Source organism: Streptomyces rugosispiralis, from assembly GCF_024505145.1.
Taxonomy (GTDB): domain Bacteria; phylum Actinomycetota; class Actinomycetes; order Streptomycetales; family Streptomycetaceae; genus Streptomyces; species Streptomyces rugosispiralis.
In genome coordinates this window covers 325,468-344,929 of sequence record NZ_JANIAA010000005.1, presented here as the reverse complement: position 1 = coordinate 344,929, position 19,462 = coordinate 325,468, and the positions used below count along the sequence as shown (strand labels likewise).

The following is a 19,462-nucleotide window of genomic DNA, read 5'->3' as shown; positions in this document are numbered from 1 at the left end:
AGTGTACACAGCATTGCGTACGGCCGTACGCAACGATCCACGACATACGAAACGGCCCCCGCGCCGAAGCGCGGGGGCCGCTCACAGAGCCCAGGAGACGAGCCGTCAGACGTTGAAGCCGAGCGCCCGCAGCTGCTCACGCCCATCGTCGGTGATCTTGTCCGGGCCCCACGGCGGCATCCAGACCCAGTTGATCCGCAGCTCGTTCACGATGCCGTCGGTCGCGGACTTGGCCTGGTCCTCGATGACATCGGTCAGCGGACAGGCCGCCGAGGTCAGCGTCATGTCGATGGTGGCGATATTGCCGTCGTCGACATGGATGCCGTAGACCAGGCCGAGGTTGACCACATCGATGCCCAGCTCGGGGTCCACGACGTCGTACAGGGCCTCGCGGACCTCTTCCTCGCTGGCCGGTTTGGTGGTGGTGGTCACGTTCTCACTCATGCGGTCTTCCCTCCGGCGGTCTCGCCCAGTGCCTGCGCCGTGGCGTCCTTCCAGGCCATCCAGCTCAGCAGGGCGCATTTCACCCGGGCCGGGTACTTGGAGACACCGGCGAACGCGATCGCGTCCTCCAGCACCTCCTCCATGGCATCGTCCGGCTCGGTCTTGCCCCTGGACTGCATCAGCTCCAGGAAGGTCTCCTGGATCTTGCGGGCCTCGGCCAGCTCCTTGCCCACCAGCAGCTCGTTGAGCACCGAGGCGCTGGCCTGGCTGATGGAACAGCCCTGCCCCTCGTAGCTCACGTCCTTGATGGTGTCGCCGTCAAGCCGCACCCGCAGCGTGATCTCGTCGCCGCAGGTGGGGTTGGTGTGATGTACCTCTGCGTCGCCGTTCCTCAACCCCCGGCCATGGGGGTTCTTGTAGTGGTCCAGGATCACGTCCTGGTACATCGAATCCAGCTTCACGCGGCACGCCCCTACCCGAAGAAGTTCCGTACATGCTCCAGGCCCTCCACCAAGGCATCGACCTCGGCCGGCGTGGAGTACAGATAGAACGACGCTCGGGTGGTCGCCGGAATTCCGTAGCGCAGGCATACGGGGCGGGCGCAGTGGTGACCGACCCGGACCGCGATCCCCTGCTCGTCCAGCACCTGGCCCACATCGTGGGGGTGGATGTCACCGAGCGTGAAGGAGATCGTGGCACCGCGCTCCTCGGCCGTGGTGGGGCCGATGATGCGCAGGTCCGGCACCTCCAGGAGCCTGCCGACCGCGTACTGAGTAAGGGCGTGCTCATGGCGGGCGATGTTGTCCATGCCGATCGAGGTGAGGTAGTCCACGGCCGCGCCGAGGCCGACGGCCTGGGCGATCGGGGGCGTACCGGCCTCGAACTTGTGCGGCGCCGGGGCGTAGGTGGACGAGTGCATCGAGACGGTCTCGATCATCTCGCCGCCGCCGAGGAACGGAGGCAGGTCCTCCAGCAGCTCGTGGCGGCCCCACAGCACCCCGATACCGGTCGGCCCGCACATCTTGTGGCCGGTGAAGGCCACGAAGTCGGCCTGGAGCGCCTGTACGTCCAGCGCCATGTGCGGGGCGGCCTGGGAGGCGTCGATCACCACGAGGGCGCCGACGTCCTGGGCGCGGCGGACGATCGCCTCGACCGGGTTGACCGTGCCGAGGATGTTGGAGACCAGCACGAACGAGACGACCTTGGTCTTCTCGGTGATGATCTGCTCTATCTCCGACAGGTCGAGGCGGCCGTCCTCGGTGAGGCCGAACCACTTCAGCTTCGCTCCGGTGCGCTGCGAGAGCAGCTGCCACGGAACGATGTTGGAGTGGTGCTCCATCTCGGTGATGACGATCTCGGTGTCCTGGTCCACCCGGTAGGGCTCATCGGCCCAGCCGAGCATGTTGGCGACCAGGTTCAGCGACTCCGACGCGTTCTTGGTGAAGATCACCTCGTCGCGGCTGGGAGCGTTGATGAAGGCGGCGACCTTGTCGCGGGCGCCCTCGTACAGCGCCGTGGCCTCCTCGGCGAGCACATGGACGCCCCGGTGCACATTGGCGTTGGAGCGCTCGTAGTAGTCGTTCAGCACGTCCAGCACCTGGCGCGGCTTCTGCGAGGTCGCCGCGTTGTCCAGGTAGACGAGCCGCTGGCCGTCGTGGACGACCCGGTCCAGGATCGGGAAGTCCTTGCGGATCGCCTCGGTGTCGAGGAGGCCCGGCAACTGTGTCACTCGGACGCGCCTCCCTTCACGTACTCCTCGTAGCCCTCTTCCTCCAGCTTGTCGGCGAGCTCGGGACCGCCGGACTCGGCGATCCGGCCCGCCGCGAAGACGTGGACGTGGTCGGGCTTGATGTACCGCAGGATGCGGGTGTAGTGGGTGATCAGCAGGGTGCCCACCTGGCCGGACTCGCGGACCCGGTTGACGCCCTCGGAGACCACCCGCAGCGCGTCCACGTCGAGGCCGGAGTCGGTCTCGTCGAGGATCGCGATGGCCGGCTTCAGCAGCTCCAGCTGGAGGATCTCGTGGCGCTTCTTCTCACCGCCGGAGAAGCCCTCGTTCACATTCCGCTCGGCGAAGGAGGGGTCGATGTGGAGGCGCTCCATGGCCTCCTTGACCTCCTTCACCCAGGTGCGCAGCTTGGGCGCCTCGCCGCGGATCGCGGTCGCGGAGGTACGCAGGAAGTTGGAGACCGAGACGCCGGGGACCTCGACCGGGTACTGCATGGCGAGGAAGACACCGGCGCGGGCGCGCTCGTCGACGGACATCGCGAGCACGTCCTCGCCGTCCAGCGTCACGGTGCCGCCGGTGACCGTGTACTTCGGGTGACCGGCGAGCGAGTAGGCCAGGGTGGACTTGCCGGAGCCGTTGGGGCCCATGATGGCGTGCGTCTCGCCCTGCTTCACGGTCAGGTCGACACCGCGCAGGATCTCGCGGGGGCCGCCCTCGGCGTCGACGGAAACGTGCAGGTCGTGGATCTCAAGCGTGGCCATGGGTGCCTCAGGACTCCTGGGTGACGGAGACGAGCACATCGTCCCCTTCGATCTTTACGGGGTATACGGGGATCGGGCGCGTCGCGGGGAGGCCGGACGGCTTGCCGGAGCGCAGGTCGAAGCTGGAGCCGTGCAGCCAGCACTCGATCTGGCAGTCCTCCACCTCGCCCTCGGACAGCGAGACGTTCGCGTGCGAGCAGATGTCGTTGACCGCGAACACCTCGCCCTCGGTGCGCACAAGAGCGACGGGCACGCCCTCGAGCTCGACCCGCTTGGGGGTGTCTTCCTCGAGTTCGTCCAGCGCACAGACGCGTACGAAGGTCGGGGTCATCCTACGGACGCCTCCAGCTCGGCCTCGATCTTGTCGATGAGCCGCTCCTCCAGCTCGGGGATCCCGATCTGCTGGACGAGCTCGGCGAAGAAGCCGCGGACCACCAGACGGCGGGCCTCATCGGCCGGGATGCCGCGCGCCATCAGGTAGAACAGCTGCTCGTCCTCGAAGCGGCCGGTCGCGCTCGCGTGACCGGCGCCGACGATCTCACCGGTCTCGATCTCCAGGTTCGGCACCGAGTCGACGCGGGCGCCGTCGGTGAGGACCAGGTTGCGGTTGAGCTCGTAGGTGTCGGTGCCCTCCGCGGCGGCCCGGATCAGCACGTCGCCGATCCACACCGCGTGCGCCTCCGCGCCCTGCAGCGCGCCCTTGTAGGCCACGTTGCTGCGGCAGTGCGGGGTGTCGTGGTCGATGAAGAGCCGGTGCTCCTGGTGCTGGCCGTTGTCGGTGAAGTACAGGCCGTAGAGCTCGGCCTCACCGCCCGGGGCGCCGTAGACGACCCGCGGGTGGAGCCGCACCAGATCGCCGCCGAAGGTGACGACCACGGACTTGAAGGTGGCGTCCCGGCCGACCAGCGCGGTGTGCTGACCGGCGTGGACCGCGGTGTCGTCCCAGTCCTGGACCGAGACCACGGTGAGCTTGGCGCCGTCGCCGATCAGGTACTCCACATTGGCGGCGACCGTGGCGTCACCGGTGTGGTCGATGACCACGACCGCCTCGGCGAAGGCGCCGATCTCGACCACCTGGTGGCCGAAGGCGGTGCCACCCTCGCCGTGCACGGCGATCCGCACCGGCTCGGTGAGCACCGTCTCCTTGGGCACCGAGACGATCGACGCCTTCTCGAAGGAGCTGTACGCCTGGGCCGCCACCCGGTCCACCGGCTTGCCGGCCTTCCCCAGGCGCGCGTCGTCACGGCCCACGGTCTCGACCGTGACGCCCTCCGGGGCGGTCACCTCGACCCTGACACCGCCGTCGGCGACGGCCGTGCCGTCGTGGAGACCGCGCAGCCGCTCCAGGGGGGTGAACCGCCACTCCTCCTCGCGGCCAAGGGGCACCGGGAAGTCGGCCACGTCGTACGACGCGAGCGCGCTGACCCGGGCATCGGTGGGCTGGCCCACCTGGATGACGCCGTCCGTGGTGGATCCGGCCGGGATGGTTTCAGCCATGGCTGTCGTACTGCTCTCTTTCTGCCTGATGGGCCTGAATGGGGTGCCCGGACGGAGGACCTCGGCCCCCGCCGGGCGGGGAGGGGGGTGGCGTCAGCCGACCGCGCCCTCCATCTGCAGCTCGATCAGCCGGTTGAGCTCCAGCGCGTACTCCATGGGCAGCTCGCGCGCGATCGGCTCGACGAAGCCGCGCACGATCATCGCCATGGCCTCGTCCTCGGACAGACCGCGGCTCATCAGGTAGAAGAGCTGGTCGTCGCTGACCTTGGAGACGGTCGCCTCATGGCCCATGGACACGTCGTCCTCGCGGACGTCCACATACGGGTAGGTGTCCGAGCGGGAGATCGTGTCGACGAGCAGGGCGTCGCACAGCACATTGGACTTGGAGCCCTCGGCACCCTCGCCGATCTCGATCAGACCGCGGTAGGAGGTGCGGCCACCGCCGCGCGCCACCGACTTGGAGACGATGTTCGACGAGGTGTGCGGGGCCATGTGGACCATCTTGGCGCCGGCGTCCTGGTGCTGGCCCTCGCCCGCGAAGGCGATGGACAGGGTCTCGCCCTTGGCGTGCTCGCCCATCAGGTAGACGGCGGGGTACTTCATGGTCACCTTGGAGCCGATGTTGCCGTCGACCCACTCCATGGTCGCGCCCTCGTAGGCCACGGCGCGCTTGGTGACCAGGTTGTAGACGTTGTTCGACCAGTTCTGGATGGTCGTGTAGCGGCAGCGGGCGCCCTTCTTGACGATGATCTCGACGACCGCGGAGTGCAGCGAGTCCGACTTGTAGATCGGCGCGGTGCAGCCCTCGACGTAGTGGACGTAGGCGTCCTCGTCGACGATGATCAGCGTCCGCTCGAACTGGCCCATGTTCTCGGTGTTGATGCGGAAGTACGCCTGCAGCGGGATCTCCACGTGCACGCCCTTCGGCACGTAGATGAACGAGCCGCCGGACCAGACCGCCGTGTTCAGCGAGGCGAACTTGTTGTCGCCCGCCGGGATCACGGTGCCGAAGTACTCCTTGAAGAGCTCCGGGTGCTCCTTGAGCGCGGTGTCGGTGTCCAGGAAGATGACGCCCTGCTCCTCCAGGTCCTCACGGATCTGGTGGTAGACGACCTCGGACTCGTACTGGGCCGCGACACCCGCGACGAGGCGCTGCTTCTCGGCCTCCGGGATGCCCAGCTTGTCGTACGTGTTCTTGATGTCCTCGGGCAGGTCCTCCCAGGAGGCGGCCTGCTGCTCGGTGGAGCGGACGAAGTACTTGATGTTGTCGAAGTCGATACCCGACAGGTCCGAGCCCCAGGTGGGCATGGGCTTCTTGTCGAAGAGCCGCAGGCCCTTCAGACGGAGCTTGAGCATCCACTCCGGCTCGGACTTCTTCGCCGAGATGTCGCGTACGACCTCCTCGGAGAGGCCGCGCTTGGCCGAGGCGCCGGCCACGTCGGAGTCGGCCCAGCCGTACTCGTAGTTGCCCAGGCCCTCGAGCTCGGGGTGAGCGGTCTCCGTGGGGAGAGTCATTCGGGGTTCCTCCCGGCCGTGCTGGCAGATGCGGTGGTGGTCTTGGTGGTGCTGGTGTCGGTCTTCTCGACCTTGCCGGTCTTCGGAACGAACGTCGTGCACACCCCATCGCCATGGGCGATGGTGGCCAGACGCTGCACATGGGTTCCGAGCAGCTGGGAGAAGACCTCGGTCTCCGCCTCACACAGCTGCGGATATCGCTCGGCTGCGTGGGCGACCGGGCAGTGGTGCTGGCAGAGCTGTTCGCCGACCGGCGCGCTGCGCGCCGTAGCAGCGTACCCGTCCGCGGAGAGTGCTCCGGCGAGCGCTTCGGTGCGGCTGCCGGGGGCGGCGGCCTCGACGGCGCCGCGGTACCCCTCCGCCTGGGCGGCGAGCCTGGCGCGGGCGAACGCCGCGACCGCGGCACGCCCCGCCTCGCCGCCCCCGGCGCTCTGCTCGATCCAGCGGAGAGCGTCGACGGCGAGCTTGTCGTAGGCCTGGTCGAAGGCGTCACGACCGCAGTCGGTGAGCGCGAAGACCTTGGCCGGGCGGCCGCGCCCCCGCGCCCCGTACACCCTCTTCTCTCGGGGCTCGACGACGCCGTCGGCGACGAGGGTGTCCAGGTGACGGCGGACGGCCGCCTGGGTCAGCTCCAGCCGCAGGGCGAGCTCCGCCGCGGTGGAGGGACCGTGGTCGAGGATGGAGCGCGCCACCCGGTTGCGGGTGCCGTGCTGCTCTTCCGGAGCGGACGCGGGCGTGCCGGACCGCGCGGCCGCTTCGGCCGCGCGTTCGTTCGGAGCCTCGCTCGCGTATTTCACAACGCCATTGTTGCGTAATTCTCCGGCGATCCACAAGCGAGGAGTTCGCCGGTTCCGGTGGGTTACATCACTTAGGTCTGCCTAAGTCCGAGACCGGGGCTCACCTGCGGCGACGCGTCCGGGCCCGCATGGCGGGCGCCACGGCTTTCGGCCCTGCCGCCCACGGACGGCCCGGCGATTCGTAGACTGCCGGGCATGCGAGAAGAGCCCGCGGTCGACATCGTCGGCCTGGTCAAGCGGTACGGCCCGAAGACCGCGGTCGACGGGCTCGATCTGTCCGTCGGCCGGGGAACCGTGACCGCCGTACTGGGCCCCAACGGAGCCGGTAAGACCACCACCGTCGAGACCTGCGAGGGGTACCGCCGCCCCGACGCCGGGACGGTCCGGATATTCGGGCTCGACCCGGTCGCGGACGCCCCGGCGCTGCGCCCCCGGGTCGGGGTGATGCTCCAGTCCGGAGGCGTTTATTCCGGCGCACGCGCAGAAGAGATGCTGCGCCACACCGCCTCCCTGCACGCGCATCCGGTGGAGGTGACTCTGCTGATCGAGCGGCTCGGCCTCGGCTCCTGCGGCCGGACCACCTACCGGCGGCTCTCCGGGGGCCAGCAGCAGCGGCTCGCGCTCGCCATGGCCGTCGTCGGCCGCCCCGAGCTGGTCTTCCTCGACGAGCCGACCGCCGGACTCGATCCGCAGGCCCGCCGCGCCACCTGGGACCTCATCCGCGATCTGCGGGACGACGGGGTCACCGTGATGCTGACGACCCACTACATGGACGAGGCCGAGCAGCTCGCCGACGACGTGGCGATCATCGACGGCGGCAAGGTGATCGCCCGGGGCACCCCGGAGGAGCTGTGCCGGGGCGGCGCCGAGAACACCCTCCGCTTCGTCGGCCGCCCCGCGCTCGACCTGGCCTCGCTGCTCAAGGCGCTGCCCGCCGACTCAACGGCCGCCGAGCTGACGCCCGGCTCGTACCGCGTCACCGGCAAGGTCAACCCCCAGATGCTGGCCACCGTCACCTCGTGGTGCGCGCAGAACGGGGTGATGCCGGACCGGATCTCGGTCGAGCAGCACACCCTCGAGGACGTCTTCCTGGAGCTCACCGGTAAGGAGCTGCGAGCGTGACCGCCACGGGCACTTTTCTCCCCAAGCCGGGGGCGGCCCCGCTGCCGCGGATGATCCGGGCGCAGGCCGCGCTGGAGACCCGGATGCTGCTGCGCAACGGTGAGCAGCTGCTGCTGACCGTCGTCATCCCGTCCCTGGTGCTGGTGCTCTTCAGCACCGTCGACATCGTCGACACCGGTGCCGACGGCAGCACCGTGGACTTCCTGGCGCCCGGTGTGCTGGCGCTCGCCGTGCTGTCCACGGCGTTCACCGGACAGGCCATCGCCACCGGCTTCGAGCGGCGCTACGGCGTGCTCAAGCGGCTCGCGGTCTCACCGCTGCCGCGGTGGGGGCTGATGGCCGCCAAGACCTGCGCGGTGCTGGTCACCGAGGTGATGCAGATCGTGCTGCTGACCGCGATCGCGCTGGCGCTCGGCTGGTCGCCGCACGGCGACCCGCTCTCCGTGGCGCTGCTGCTGATCCTCGGCACCGCGGCGTTCTCCGGCCTCGGGCTGCTGATGGCGGGCACCCTGAAGGCCGAGGCGACCCTGGCCGCCGCCAATCTGGTCTTCCTGCTGCTGCTCGTGGCCGGTGGCGTCATCGTGTCGCTGGACAAGTTCCCGGGCGGCGTGCGGAGCGCGCTGGAGCTGCTGCCGATCTCGGCGCTCTCCGGCGGGCTGCGGAACGTCCTCCAGGACGGGGCCGGGATGCCGTGGCGGGATCTGGGGATCCTGGCGGTCTGGGCGGTGCTGGGGCTGGGCGCGGCGGCCCGCTTCTTCCGCTGGGAGTAACCGGTCGAGCCCCGGACCTGCGGCTTTACCGAAACACAACCCCTCGTGAAAAGCTGCACAAGCGGCGGCCTACGATGGGCGGGTGCCGAATTCGCTGAATCCGTTCGAGCTGATCGCCCGGCGCTGGCAGCCCTCCGCGCGCTTCGTGGAGCGGGCCGCGCTGGCCACCGTGGTGATGGCCGTGGTCATCGTGGTGACCGGGGGCGCGGTCCGGCTCACCCAGTCCGGCCTGGGCTGTGACACCTGGCCCAAGTGCACCCCGTCCAGCCTGACGCCCACCGCCGACATGGGCATCAACGGCGTCATCGAGTTCACCAACCGCATGCTGACGTACGTCCTGTGCGTCTTCGTCGGTGTGCTGATCATCGCCGCTCGGGCCCGCACGCCGGTCCGCCGCTCCCTCACCCGGCTGGGCTGGGCCCAGTTCTGGATCGTGATGGGCAACGCCGTCGTCGGGGGCATCGTGGTCCTCACCGGACTCAACCCGTACATCGTCAGCTCGCACTTCCTGCTGTCCTCCGCGCTCCTCACGGTCGCGATGGTGGTCTGGCAGCGGGCCCGCGAGGGTGACGGCGAGCCACGCGACCTCATCGCCCGACCGGTACGCCAGCTGACCTGGCTGCTGGTCGGCGCGGCCCTGGCGCTGATCCTGATCGGCACGGTGGTCACCGGCGCGGGCCCGCACGCCGGTGACGCCCGTAAGGTGCACCGCATCCCGCTGAACTGGCAGGAGATCACCCAGCTGCACGTGGACTTCGTCTACATCGTGCTGGGCCTCACCGTCGCCCTGTGGTTCACCCTGCGGGCCGTGAAGGCCCCCGCCGCCCAGCGCCGTACGGTCCTGGAGCTCCTGGTCGTGCTGCTCGCCCAGGGCGTGGTCGGGTACGTGCAGTACTTCACCCATCTGCCCGAGGTCGTCGTCGGCATCCATATGCTCGGCTCCTGCCTGGTGTGGATCGCGGTGCTGCGGGTGCTGCTCGCCCAGCGCGAGCGCGCCGCGCTCCCGGCGGCCGTGCCCGCCCCCAGCGGCGACCACGAGACCGTTCAGCCCGAGCCGGCCGCGTCCAGCCGGTAGACCCGGCGCGCGGTCCCGGCCGCGACCAGCCCGGCGATCCGCTGGGCCTCGGGCCGGGTGCAGATCCCCTCGCCGACCCACTCCTCCGCCAGCCGGGCCATGGCCTGGCCGAACAGCCGGGCCGCGGTCACATACAGCTCGGGCAGCGCCCGCGCGCCCGTCGAGAACAGCAGCTTGCCGAACGGCGCCTCGCCCAGGGTCTCCCCGGGCCGCGGCCCGGCGTCCGCGTAGACGTGCGGGAAGGCCGCGGCGAGCTGGGCCGCCCGCCGGTGGTGCGGCCGGTCCGGCAACAGCACCAAATCGGTGCCGAACCCCGCCGTGGCACGCAGGAAGCCGACGAGCGACTGCGGATCGGCGCAGTGCAGCTGCACCGGAAGGCCGGTCGCCACGGCGCTCCACAGCAGATGCTGGGCGAGCGCGGGGTCGGGGGCGCGGTCCCGGGCCGGGCGGACGGTGAGCGCGAGCCAGCGGGCGGCGGCGCGCCGCACCTCGCGCGGGTCGGGCGGGATCTCGTCGCAGAAGGCGATCCCCATGGCGAAGGCGGTCGCGTGCTGGGCCGCCGCGTACAGCGCCTCCGCGGTGTTGCCGATGAAGGCGTCGACCGTGCCGGAGGTGTCGGCGACCTGCTCGGCCAGCGGCTCCAGGCGTACCACCTCGAGGACCGTGCCGTCGGCGGCCGCGGCCAGTTCGTCCGGGGTGCTGAGGTCGTCCCGGGCGCCGGACTCCAGCAGGAAGGTGCCGATGCCGGCGCCGCGCAGCAGCAGCCGCGCGGCGCGGTAGGCGCCCAGCTCACGGCGGCGGGCGAGATAGCTGACGGGCGCGCAGTGGGGCTCCATGCCCAGCAGCGGGGGGCACCAGCGGCGTACCGCGAGGCCGGTCCAGCTGTCGAAGAAGGTGGTGCCGGCCGGGGCCGCGCCCGACCCGGCGGCCGCCGCCAGATGGGTCTCGAACGAGCCCACTCCCAGCTCGCCGTCCACCGTGCCGTGGCTGTGCTGGTCGACCAGCGGCGGCAGGGTGATCGGCCCCGCCGCCGCCGGCCCGTCACGGGGGACCGGGCCGGTCGGCGGGCCCACGGTGTCCGGGGAGTCCGTCGCCTCGTGCATCGCCGCCGCCCTCCTCGCCCTCCGGCATCGACGGGCTTAACGGACGGAAGGGGCACGAGGTGTCGCCGGACCCGTTCTCAGGCGTTCTACGAGGCGGCTGCCGGAGGGTTGCCGGGTCCGCCGAGCTGGATGCCCGCCATGCGCGTCCACTCGTAAGGACCGGTGCGGACCTTGGCGGCGAGCTCGCCGTCGAAGTCGTCCTGGAGGGTCAGCCCGGCGAGCTCGGCGGCGCGCCGCGCGCCGTCCCGGGAGGGGGCCACCAGGACGCCCCATTCGCCGTCGGCGCCGACGAGGGCGATCCGGACGGCGCCGCGCCCGATGTGGGCGATCTGCCCCTCGGCGCCGCCGTGGCTCCCGGCGAAGGCCGTGATCTGGCGGGCCAGCCGCTCGGCCCGCTTCTCGTCCTTGGAGGGCTTGGACGGCTTGGACGGCTTGGACGGCTTGGACGGCTTGGGTGGCTTGGACAGCTCGGACGGCTTCTCGGACGGCTTCGAGGATGCTTCCGGCGCGGAGGACTGGGCGGCCGACTCGCCGCTCTCGGGCGTCTCCGGCTGGGTGGTGTCTGCCATACGGCCGATGCTACCCGCCGGTAATCACCGCAGGAAGGGGTCCACGGCCACGGCGACGAACAGCAGCGACACATAGGTGATCGACCAGTGGAACAGCCGCATCTCCTTGAGCTTCGCGCCCGTGATCCCGGCCCTGGCGCGGGCCTGGAGACCGTGCGCCTCCTTGAGCCAGAACCCGCCCAGCACGGCCGCGACGACGGGGTAGAACCAGCCGGTGTAGCCCAGCGGCCACAGCAGCAGCGAGACGCCGACCATGGCCCAGCTGTAGAGGACGATCTGGCGCGCGACCACCTTGTTGCCCGCGATCACCGGCAGCATCGGCACACTGGCCCGCTCGTAGTCGTCCTTGACCTTCATCGACAGCGGCCAGTAGTGCGGCGGCGTCCAGAAGAAGATGACGAGGAAGAGGATGACGGCGGCCCAGGAGACCTCGTTGGTCACCGAGGACCAGCCGATGAGCACGGGCATGCAGCCGGCGATGCCGCCCCAGACGATGTTCTGCGAGGTGCGGCGCTTGAGCAACATCGTGTAGACGACGACGTAGAAGGCCAGCGCACCGAGCGACAGCATCGCGGACAGCGGGTTGACCAGCGCCCAGAACCAGGCCGTCGACCCCGCGGCGAGCGCGAAGGCGAAGACGAGGCATTCGCGCGGCGAGACCATGCCGGTCACGAGCGGGCGCTGCGCCGTGCGCTCCATCAGCGCGTCGATGTCCCGGTCGTAATACATGTTGAACGCGGCGGCGCCACCGGCCGACAGATAACCGCCGACGCAGGTGGCGACCACCAGCCACAGATCCGGGACGCCCTGGGCGGCCAGGAACATGACCGGCACTGTCGTCATCAGCAGCAGTTCGATGACGCGCGGCTTCGTCAGCGCCACGAACGCCCCGACACGGGCCCCGAACGGCCGGTGACCGGAGCTCGTTTCGCTCGTCTCGAGCACCCCCGCAGGACGGGATTCGACGGCCGTCACGCACACCCCTGGTGGAAGCAAGAACAAGCAAGCACCGGACATGAAGAGCCGGTAAAGACTTGCGCGTACCACGCCACTCTAGACGTAGCGGATACGCCGCCCGCCGCCGGGGTCCCTCGTGTTGTAGGGACGCGGCACGGCGCCCGTAAGGCGGCCACGCCCGGGGGACGGCGGGCCCGGCAGAGCCCGGAACGGCGCCTTCCGTAGGACTCGGGACGCCCTCCGGACGGGCCCCGGGGGGAATGCGGCAACCTCGGAATTCGTTCCTTATCCCGTTGAGTGGAACTCGAAAAGATGACCGTTGTAGCAGGGGTAGGCTCGACATCGCCGGTGTACATACGGTCACCGGATTTCGACATTGTGGAGAGGAGCCCTGACTCAGGGTGAGCACCAAGCCGACTACCACAGACCTCGAGTGGACCGATCTGGACCGGCGAGCCGTCGACACGGCCCGGGTCCTGGCCATGGACTCCGTACAGAAGGTCGGTAACGGCCACCCTGGCACGGCCATGAGCCTCGCGCCCGCCGCGTACCTGCTCTTCCAAAAGCTGATGCGGCACGACCCCTCCGACGCCGGCTGGGCGGGCCGCGACCGCTTCGTCCTCTCCCCCGGGCACACCAGCCTGACCCTCTACGTCCAGCTGTACCTGGCGGGCTTCGGTCTCGAACTCGACGATCTGCGGTCGTTCCGCACCTGGGGCAGCAAGACCCCGGGCCACCCCGAGTTCGGCCACACCACCGGTGTCGAGACCACCACCGGCCCGCTGGGCCAGGGCATCGCCAACGCGGTGGGCATGGCGATGGCCGCCCGCTACGAGCGTGGCCTGTTCGACCCGGAGGCGCCCGAGGGCGCCTCTCCGTTCGACCACACCATCTGGGCGATCGTCTCCGACGGCGACCTGGAGGAGGGCATCTCCGCCGAGGCGTCCTCGCTGGCCGGCCACCAGAGGCTGGGCAACATCGTCGCCCTGTACGACGACAACCACATCTCGATCGAGGGCGACACCGCCACCGCGCTCTCCGAGGACGTGCTGAAGCGCTACGAGGCGTACGGCTGGCACGTCCAGCGCATCGAGCAGGCCGAGAACGGTGACTTCGACGTCCACGCGCTGTACGCGGCGCTCAAGGCGGCGCAGGCCGAGACCGAGCGCCCCTCGATCATCGCGGCCCGCACGATCATCGCCTGGCCCGCCCCGAACGCGCAGAACACCGAGGCGTCCCACGGCTCTGCGCTCGGCGCCGACGAGGTCGCCGCCACCAAGCGCGTCCTCGGCTTCGACCCCGAGCAGCACTTCGCGATCGACACGGACGTCATCAACCACACCCGCGCCCTGGTCGAGCGCGGCCGCGAGGCCCACGCCGCCTGGGACAAGAAGCTCCAGGAGTGGCGGAACGCCAACGCCGAGCGGGCCGCCCTGTTCGACCGGATCACCGCGGGCGAGCTGCCCGAGGGCTGGGAGAGCACGGTGCCGGTCTTCGAGCCGGGCAAGGACGTCGCCACCCGTAAGGCGTCCGGCCAGGTGCTCAAGGCGCTCGGCGGGGTGCTCCCCGAGCTGTGGGGCGGCTCCGCCGACCTCGCGGGCTCCAACAACACCACGATCGACGCGTCCTCGTCCTTCCTCCCGAAGGGCAACCCGCTGCCGGAGGCCGACCCGTACGGCCGCACGATCCACTTCGGCATCCGCGAGCACGCCATGGGCTCGACCATGAACGGCATCGCGCTGCACGGCAACACCCGGGTCTACGGCGGTACCTTCCTGGTCTTCTCCGACTACATGCGGCCGGCCGTCCGGCTCGCCGCGCTGATGAAGCTGCCGGTCACCTACGTGTGGACGCACGACTCCATCGGCCTCGGCGAGGACGGCCCGACCCACCAGCCGGTGGAGCACCTGTCCGCGCTGCGCGCCATCCCGGGCCTGAACGTGGTCCGCCCGGCCGACGCCAACGAGACGGCCATCGCCTGGCGGGAGATCACCCGCCGCCACACCGCGAACCCGGCCCCGCACGGCCTGGCGCTGACCCGGCAGAACGTGCCGACCTACGAGGCCGACGAGAACGCCGCCAAGGGCGGCTACGTCCTCTTCGAGGCCGAGGGCGGCGAGCCGCGGGTGATCCTCATCGGCACCGGTTCCGAGGTGCACCTCGCCGTGGAGGCGCGCGAGCAGCTCCAGGCCGCCGGGATTCCCACCCGCGTTGTGTCGATGCCCTCGGTCGAGTGGTTCGAGGAGCAGGACAAGGGGTACCGGGAGACAGTGCTGCCGCCGTCCGTCAAGGCTCGTGTGGCCGTCGAGGCGGGTATCGGCCTGACCTGGTACCGCTTCGTCGGCGAGGCCGGCCGCATCGTCTCGCTGGAGCACTTCGGCGCCTCGGCCGACTACAAGGTGCTCTTCCGGGAGTTCGGCCTCACCGCCGAGGCCGTGGTCACCGCCGCCCGCGAGTCCCTCGACGCCGCCGGGCGCTGACCCCCACAGACGACGTAAGTGCGACGAGTAGGAGAACACACCCCATGACAGACGCACTCAAGCGGCTGGCCGACGAAGGCGTCGCGATCTGGCTCGACGACCTCTCCCGCAAGAGGATCACCTCCGGCAACCTGGCCGAGCTGATCGACCAGCAGCATGTCGTAGGCGTCACCACCAACCCGTCGATCTTCCAGAAGGCGATCTCCGGCGGCGACGGCTACCAGCAGCAGGTGGCCGACCTCGCGGTCCGCCGGCTCACCGTCGAGGAAGCCGTCCGCATGATCACCACGGCGGACGTCCGCGACGCGGCCGACATCCTCCGGCCGGTGTACGACGCGACAGGCGGCCAGGACGGCCGGGTCTCCATCGAGGTCGACCCGCGCCTGGCCCACAACACGGCGGCCACCATCGCCGAAGCCAAGCAGCTGGCCTGGCTGGTGGACCGGCCCAACACCTTCATCAAGATCCCGGCGACCGAGGCGGGGCTGCCCGCGATCACCGAGGTGATCGGCCTGGGCATCAGCGTCAATGTCACGCTGATCTTCTCCCTGGAGCGGTACCGCGCGGTCATGGACGCCTTCCTGGCGGGTCTGGAGAAGGCCAAGGCCGCGGGTCTCGACCTGCAGAAGATCCACTCGGTGGCGTCCTTCTTCGTCTCCCGCGTGGACACCGAGATCGACAAGCGCATCGACAAGATCGGCACCGATGAGGCCAAGGCGCTGCGCGGCAAGGCCGCCGTCGCCAACGCCCGCCTCGCCTACCAGGCGTACGAGGAGGTCTTCAGCTCCGACCGCTGGGCCGTCCTGGACCGGGCGAACGCCAACAAGCAGCGTCCGCTGTGGGCCTCGACCGGTGTGAAGGACCCGGCGTACAAGGACACCCTGTACGTCGTGGACCTGGTCGCCCCCGGCACCGTCAACACCATGCCGGAGGCCACCCTGGAGGCGGTCGCCGACCACGGCGAGATCAGCGGCGACACCGTGCGCGGCACGTACGAGCAGGCCAAGGCCGACCTCGACGCGCTGGCCGGAATCGGGATCTCCTACGACGACGTCGTCCGGGTGCTGGAGGACGAGGGCGTCGAGAAGTTCGAGTCCTCGTGGAACGACCTGCTGAAGTCCACCGAGGCGGAGCTCAAGCGCCTCGCACCCTCGGAGGCGTGAAACGTGAGCAGCAGCAATCCGCTGCGTGACCCACGAGACCGACGGCTCCCGCGCATCGCGGGGCCGTCCGGCCTCGTGATCTTCGGCGTCACGGGCGACCTGTCCCGTAAGAAGCTGATGCCGGCCATCTACGACCTGGCCAACCGCGGGCTGCTGCCCCCGGGCTTCTCGCTCGTCGGCTTCGCCCGCCGCGACTGGGAGAACGAGGACTTCGCCCAGGTCGTGCACGACGCGGTCAAGGAACACGCGCGGACCCCGTTCCGCGAGGAGGTCTGGCAGCAGCTGGCCGAGGGGTTCCGCTTCGTCTCCGGCGTGTTCGACGACGACGAGGCGTTCGTCCAGCTTCGGGCGACCATAGAGGAGCTCGACAAGGCCCGCGGCACCGGCGGCAACTTCGCCTTCTATCTGTCGGTCCCGCCGAAGTTCTTCCCCACCGTCGTCCAGCAGCTCAAGAAGCACGGGCTGTCGGACGGGCAGGGCGACTCCTGGCGGCGCGCGGTCATCGAGAAGCCCTTCGGGCACGACCTGAAGAGCGCCCAGGATCTCAACCAGGTCGTCCACGAGGTCTTCCGGCCCAGTGACGTCTTCCGGATCGACCACTACCTGGGCAAGGAGACGGTCCAGAACATCCTGGCGCTGCGCTTCGCCAACACGATGTTCGAGCCGATCTGGAACCGGTCGTACGTCGACCATGTACAGATCACCATGGCCGAGGACATCGGCATCGGCGGGCGCGCGGGCTACTACGACGGCATCGGCGCGGCCCGCGACGTCATCCAGAACCACCTGCTGCAGCTGCTCGCGCTGACCGCCATGGAGGAGCCCGCCTCCTTCGACGCGTCCTCCCTGGTCACCGAGAAGCTGAAGGCACTCAGGGCGGTCAGGCTGCCCAAGGACCTGGACAAGCACACGGTGCGCGCCCAGTACGCCTCCGGCTGGCAGGGCGGCGAGGAGGTGCACGGCTACCTCGAGGAGGAGGGCATCGACCCCCACTCGAAGACCGACACCTACGCCGCGATCAAGCTGGAGATCGACAACCGCCGCTGGGCGGGTGTCCCCTTCTATCTGCGCACCGGCAAGCGGCTGGGGCGGCGGGTCACCGAGATCGCGGTGGTCTTCCAGCGCGCCCCGCACTCCCCCTTCGACGCCACCGACACCCAGGAGCTGGGGCAGAACGCCCTGGTCATCCGGGTGCAGCCGGACGAGGGCGTCACCATCCGGTTCGGCTCCAAGGTGCCCGGCACCTCCATGGAGATCCGGGACGTGACGATGGACTTCCAGTACGGCGAGTCCTTCACCGAGTCCAGCCCCGAGGCGTACGAGCGGCTGCTGCTGGACGTCCTGCTCGGCGAGGCCAACCTCTTCCCCCGCCATGAGGAGGTCGAGCAGTCCTGGCGGATCCTGGACCCGATCGAGGAGTTCTGGGACCAGCACGGCAGGCCCGAGCAGTACACCTCCGGGACCTGGGGGCCGAAAGCCGCGGACGAGATGCTCGCACGAGACGGACGGAGCTGGCGGCGGCCATGAACATCGATCTCACGGACACCACGTCCAGCCGGATCAACTCCGCTCTGGTCCAGGCACGCCGGGCCACCGGTACCCCGGCCGTGGGCATGGTGCTCACCCTCGTCATCGTCACCGACGAGGGCAACCACTACGACGCGCTGCGGGCGGCGAGCGAGGCGTCCAAGGAGCACCCCTCGCGCACCCTGGTCGTCATCAAGCGTCCGGGCCGGTCGCCGCGCGACCGCAAGATGGCCCGGATGGACGCCGAGGTGCGGGTCGGCGGCGAGACCGGCACCGGCGAGACGGTGCTGCTGCGGCTGCACGGCGAGCTCGCCAACCACGCCTACTCGGTGGTCCTGCCGCTGCTGCTGCCGGACGCCCCGGTGGTGGTGTGGTGGCCGGAGGACGCCCCGGAGCACCCGGCCGAGGATCTGCTCGGGCAGCTGGCCCAGCGCCGGATCACCGACGCCCAGGCCACCGAGGACCCGGTGGCGGCCCTCGGGCTGCGGGCCGCCACGTACACCCCGGGCGACACCGATCTGGCGTGGACCCGGATCACCCCGTGGCGCAGCGTCCTGGCCGCGGCCCTGGACCAGCGGCACTCCCCGATCACCTCCGCGGTCGTCGAGGGCGAGGCGTACAACCCGAGCAGCGAACTGCTCGCGCTGTGGCTCGCCCAGCGGCTGGGGGTGCCGGTGGACCGGCAGGTCTCGGAGGGCCCCGGGCTGACCGCGGTGCGGCTGGAGACGGCCGACGGCGTGATCTGCCTGGACCGGGCGAACGGCTCACTGGCCGAGCTGGCCATGCCGGGCCAGCCCGACCGGCATGTGGCGCTGCAGCGGCGTGAGATGTCGGAGCTGATCGCCGAGGAACTGCGCCGGCTGGACCCCGACGAGAGCTACGAGTCGTCGGTGAAGTTCGGCGTCAGCAAGCTGGGCAAGGGCGGCGTGGGGACGCTGGAGCGGGACGCCAAGGCCGCCCCGGCGACCAAGGTGGTGCCGCCCGGGGCGGACCTGCCGCCGCTGCCGACCCGGGATCCGGAGACGCCGTCGGAGCACGCTCCGGGCGCGCCGAAGAACCCGCCGCAGGCACCGGCACAGCCGCCGGTTCCCAAGCCCCACCCCCCGAAGTCCCAGGAACAGAAGTCCCAGGGGCAGAAGGCGGACAGGAAGGCGGACACATGACCGCACCACAGGTGGTCGTCCACCGCGACAAGGAGCTGATGGCCCAGGCCGCGGCGGCACGGCTGATCACGAAGATCGTGGACGCCCAGGCCGCCCGTGGCTCGGCCTCGGTCGTCCTGACCGGCGGGCGCAACGGCAACGGCCTGCTGGCCGCGCTCGGCGCCTCCCCAGCGCGCGACGCGGTCGACTGGTCGCGGCTGGACCTGTGGTGGGGCGATGAGCGCTTCCTGCCCGACGGCCATGCGGACCGCAATGTCACCCAGGCCCGCGAGGCGCTGCTGGACGCGGTGGAGCTGGACCCGGCGCGGGTGCACGCGATGCCCGCGTCGGACGGGCCACACGGCGGCGATGTGGACGCGGCGGCCGAGGCGTACGCGGCCGAGCTGGCCGGGGCCGCGTGGCCGGAGAACCACGGCGCGGTGCCGTCGTTCGACGTGCTGCTGCTCGGCGTCGGCCCGGACACCCATGTGGCCTCGCTCTTCCCCGAGCTGCCCGCCGTCCGGGAGACCGAGCGGATGGTGGTCGGGGTGCGCGGCGCGCCCAAGCCGCCGCCGGTACGGATCTCGCTGACCCTGCCGGCGATCCGCGCGGCGCGGGAGGTGTGGCTGCTGGCGGCCGGTGAGGACAAGGCGAAGGCGGTCACGATAGCGCTGTCGGGCGCCGGGGAGCTGCAGGCTCCGGCGGCGGGCGCACGCGGCCGGAGCCGGACGCTGTGGCTGCTGGACCGGGCCGCGGCGGCGGGGCTGCCGCGCGAGCTGTACCCCCCGGCCTCGCCGTAACCCTCGTATCG

At 70.4% G+C, this 19,462-nt stretch carries 19 protein-coding genes; 8 read left to right on the top strand and 11 right to left on the bottom strand.

Features of this window, described 5'->3' with window-relative positions:
* Positions 1-105: 105 nt before the first annotated feature.
* The 8 genes from NP777_RS12170 to NP777_RS12135 all read right to left on the bottom strand — a co-directional run bounded on the left by NP777_RS12170 (position 106) and on the right by NP777_RS12135 (position 6,743).
* On the bottom strand, positions 106-444 hold the full coding sequence (locus NP777_RS12170; protein ID WP_044577227.1) for a metal-sulfur cluster assembly factor: 339 nt from the start codon (positions 442-444) through the stop codon (positions 106-108).
* The gene (sufU, locus tag NP777_RS12165) at positions 441-905 is read right to left on the bottom strand and encodes a Fe-S cluster assembly sulfur transfer protein SufU (RefSeq protein WP_256650130.1); all 465 of its coding nucleotides are present in this window, start codon (positions 903-905) and stop codon (positions 441-443) included. The genes NP777_RS12170 and sufU overlap by 4 nt, the downstream gene beginning before the upstream one ends.
* An 11-nt stretch (positions 906-916) precedes the next feature.
* Positions 917-2,173, bottom strand: coding sequence for a cysteine desulfurase (locus NP777_RS12160; protein ID WP_256650129.1), 1,257 nt, complete (start codon positions 2,171-2,173; stop codon positions 917-919).
* Complete coding sequence (sufC, locus tag NP777_RS12155) at positions 2,170-2,934, bottom strand: Fe-S cluster assembly ATPase SufC (protein WP_037949644.1); 765 nt, start codon at positions 2,932-2,934, stop codon at positions 2,170-2,172. The genes NP777_RS12160 and sufC overlap by 4 nt, the downstream gene beginning before the upstream one ends.
* Before the next feature lie 7 nt (positions 2,935-2,941).
* Entirely contained in the window at positions 2,942-3,265 is a 324-nt protein-coding gene (locus NP777_RS12150) for a non-heme iron oxygenase ferredoxin subunit (protein ID WP_256650128.1), read from the bottom strand.
* On the bottom strand, positions 3,262-4,431 hold the full coding sequence (sufD, locus tag NP777_RS12145) for a Fe-S cluster assembly protein SufD (RefSeq protein ID WP_256650127.1): 1,170 nt from the start codon (positions 4,429-4,431) through the stop codon (positions 3,262-3,264). The genes NP777_RS12150 and sufD overlap by 4 nt, the downstream gene beginning before the upstream one ends.
* 93 nt (positions 4,432-4,524) lie before the next feature.
* The gene (sufB, locus tag NP777_RS12140; protein WP_037949650.1) at positions 4,525-5,946 is read right to left on the bottom strand and encodes a Fe-S cluster assembly protein SufB; all 1,422 of its coding nucleotides are present in this window, start codon (positions 5,944-5,946) and stop codon (positions 4,525-4,527) included.
* Complete coding sequence (locus tag NP777_RS12135) at positions 5,943-6,743, bottom strand: helix-turn-helix transcriptional regulator (RefSeq protein WP_256650126.1); 801 nt, start codon at positions 6,741-6,743, stop codon at positions 5,943-5,945. Before NP777_RS12135 ends, sufB begins: the two co-directional genes overlap by 4 nt.
* A 195-nt stretch (positions 6,744-6,938) precedes the next feature.
* Between NP777_RS12135 and NP777_RS12130 the strand changes: the two genes are divergently transcribed.
* The 3 genes from NP777_RS12130 (at position 6,939) to NP777_RS12120 (ending at position 9,710) form a co-directional block, all read left to right on the top strand.
* The gene (locus NP777_RS12130; RefSeq protein WP_256650125.1) at positions 6,939-7,865 is read left to right on the top strand and encodes an ABC transporter ATP-binding protein; all 927 of its coding nucleotides are present in this window, start codon (positions 6,939-6,941) and stop codon (positions 7,863-7,865) included.
* Positions 7,862-8,635 (top strand): ABC transporter permease, encoded by a 774-nt coding sequence (locus NP777_RS12125; protein ID WP_256650124.1) that lies wholly within the window; start codon positions 7,862-7,864, stop codon positions 8,633-8,635. The genes NP777_RS12130 and NP777_RS12125 overlap by 4 nt, the downstream gene beginning before the upstream one ends.
* Positions 8,636-8,717: 82 nt before the next feature.
* Positions 8,718-9,710: a COX15/CtaA family protein gene (locus tag NP777_RS12120; RefSeq protein WP_256650123.1), complete on the top strand. Its 993-nt coding sequence runs from the start codon at positions 8,718-8,720 to the stop codon at positions 9,708-9,710.
* Here the strand turns inward: NP777_RS12120 and NP777_RS12115 are convergent.
* From NP777_RS12115 to NP777_RS12105, 3 genes are all read right to left on the bottom strand, one after another.
* Positions 9,680-10,813, bottom strand: coding sequence for an amidohydrolase (locus tag NP777_RS12115; RefSeq protein WP_256650122.1), 1,134 nt, complete (start codon positions 10,811-10,813; stop codon positions 9,680-9,682). The two genes, NP777_RS12120 and NP777_RS12115, sit on opposite strands and share 31 nt — an antisense overlap.
* Before the next feature lie 86 nt (positions 10,814-10,899).
* Positions 10,900-11,382: a hypothetical protein gene (locus tag NP777_RS12110; protein WP_308405096.1), complete on the bottom strand. Its 483-nt coding sequence runs from the start codon at positions 11,380-11,382 to the stop codon at positions 10,900-10,902.
* Between the two features lie 24 nt (positions 11,383-11,406).
* A complete protein-coding gene (locus tag NP777_RS12105; RefSeq protein WP_256650121.1) occupies positions 11,407-12,357 on the bottom strand; it encodes a heme o synthase in 951 nt (316 codons plus the stop codon).
* Positions 12,358-12,740: 383 nt separating this feature from the next.
* Here NP777_RS12105 and tkt point away from each other — a divergent pair, with 383 nt between their 5' ends.
* Genes tkt through pgl form a run of 5 tightly spaced genes read left to right on the top strand, consistent with a single transcriptional unit; the run spans position 12,741 to position 19,451 of the window.
* Positions 12,741-14,819 carry a transketolase gene (tkt, locus tag NP777_RS12100; protein ID WP_256650120.1) on the top strand — a complete coding sequence of 693 codons (2,079 nt, stop codon included), beginning with the start codon at positions 12,741-12,743 and terminating at the stop codon, positions 14,817-14,819.
* 44 nt (positions 14,820-14,863) lie between these two features.
* A complete protein-coding gene (tal, locus tag NP777_RS12095) occupies positions 14,864-15,982 on the top strand; it encodes a transaldolase (protein WP_256650119.1) in 1,119 nt (372 codons plus the stop codon).
* 3 nt (positions 15,983-15,985) lie between these two features.
* Complete coding sequence (gene zwf / locus NP777_RS12090; protein ID WP_256650118.1) at positions 15,986-17,509, top strand: glucose-6-phosphate dehydrogenase; 1,524 nt, start codon at positions 15,986-15,988, stop codon at positions 17,507-17,509.
* Complete coding sequence (opcA, locus tag NP777_RS12085; protein WP_256650117.1) at positions 17,506-18,672, top strand: glucose-6-phosphate dehydrogenase assembly protein OpcA; 1,167 nt, start codon at positions 17,506-17,508, stop codon at positions 18,670-18,672. Before zwf ends, opcA begins: the two co-directional genes overlap by 4 nt.
* Entirely contained in the window at positions 18,669-19,451 is a 783-nt protein-coding gene (gene pgl, locus NP777_RS12080; RefSeq protein ID WP_256650116.1) for a 6-phosphogluconolactonase, read from the top strand. The genes opcA and pgl overlap by 4 nt, the downstream gene beginning before the upstream one ends.
* Positions 19,452-19,462: the final 11 nt, after the last annotated feature.